Origin of the sequence: Paracoccus sp. P2 (genome assembly GCF_046335115.1) — a bacterium.
Taxonomy (GTDB): domain Bacteria; phylum Pseudomonadota; class Alphaproteobacteria; order Rhodobacterales; family Rhodobacteraceae; genus Paracoccus; species Paracoccus pantotrophus.
Map to the genome: position 1 here is coordinate 1 of NZ_JBGOSN010000175.1, position 768 is coordinate 768.

The following is a 768-nucleotide window of genomic DNA, read 5'->3' on the forward strand; positions in this document are numbered from 1 at the left end:
ACAAGCACCTTCATTGGCATTCCTATCGGCTGATCAGCTGTTCGCGGACGCCCCGCGCCGAATTGCGTTTTGTTCCCATCGCCTCATTGGCCGAGAAGAAACTGATGATCCCGTCCGAGCGCCGCGCACCGGTGCCGAATTGCCATTCGAATTGCGGCGCCGAGGCAATCGGGCAATCCTGAACCAAAGCCCATTCGAAGGGCTCTGCGGGGGGCTCGGAACCCGTTGAGGTCAACATGTAAAACTGCGGGTCCATTGCTTCGCCACGCACAAAGTCAAAGCGCAGCGGCTTGTTGCCACCTCGAACCGGCACCAGTTCGGTCTGAATGCCGTCCGAACCCAGATACAATCGGTTGCGGTTCCGATCATAAATAATCTCGAGGGTGCTCTCCTGAACGCCTATTGCCACACTCGTTCCGATAGCGGATTCGGTCCATGTTCCCGCGATCAGCGGACCAATCTGTCGCAGATCGAAATTACCCGCCCGGTAGACGTCCGCGTGGCAGACCGGGTTGGGCGGTTCACCGGCCAGTGCTGACGTTGCCGTAGCGATCAGCAGCAGGGCCGCAGTTCGGGCAAGGGCAGGTCCAGCCATCTCAGTCAAGCTCTTCAAGCCGGGTGTCGAAGCTGAAGGTGACAGGCCGGGTTTCGGATGAGGGACCGCCGCTGACTTGCCCGTTGTTGCATCCGGGGGATGTCGGGATGAGAGCGCAACGAGTTTCGTTTGCGGGGCGAAGGCTGACTTGCCCGGTGAGCGTACCCTTCAAG

1 protein-coding gene is annotated in these 768 nt (G+C 59.9%); it reads right to left on the bottom strand.

Going from position 1 to position 768, the window contains the following annotated elements; all coding sequences use genetic code 11:
* Positions 1 to 22: 22 nt before the first annotated feature.
* Positions 23 to 595, bottom strand: a complete 573-nt coding sequence (locus tag ACDP63_RS25075; RefSeq protein ID WP_147278001.1) for a hypothetical protein — start codon at positions 593 to 595, stop codon at positions 23 to 25.
* Between the last annotated feature and the right edge of the window lie 173 nt (positions 596 to 768).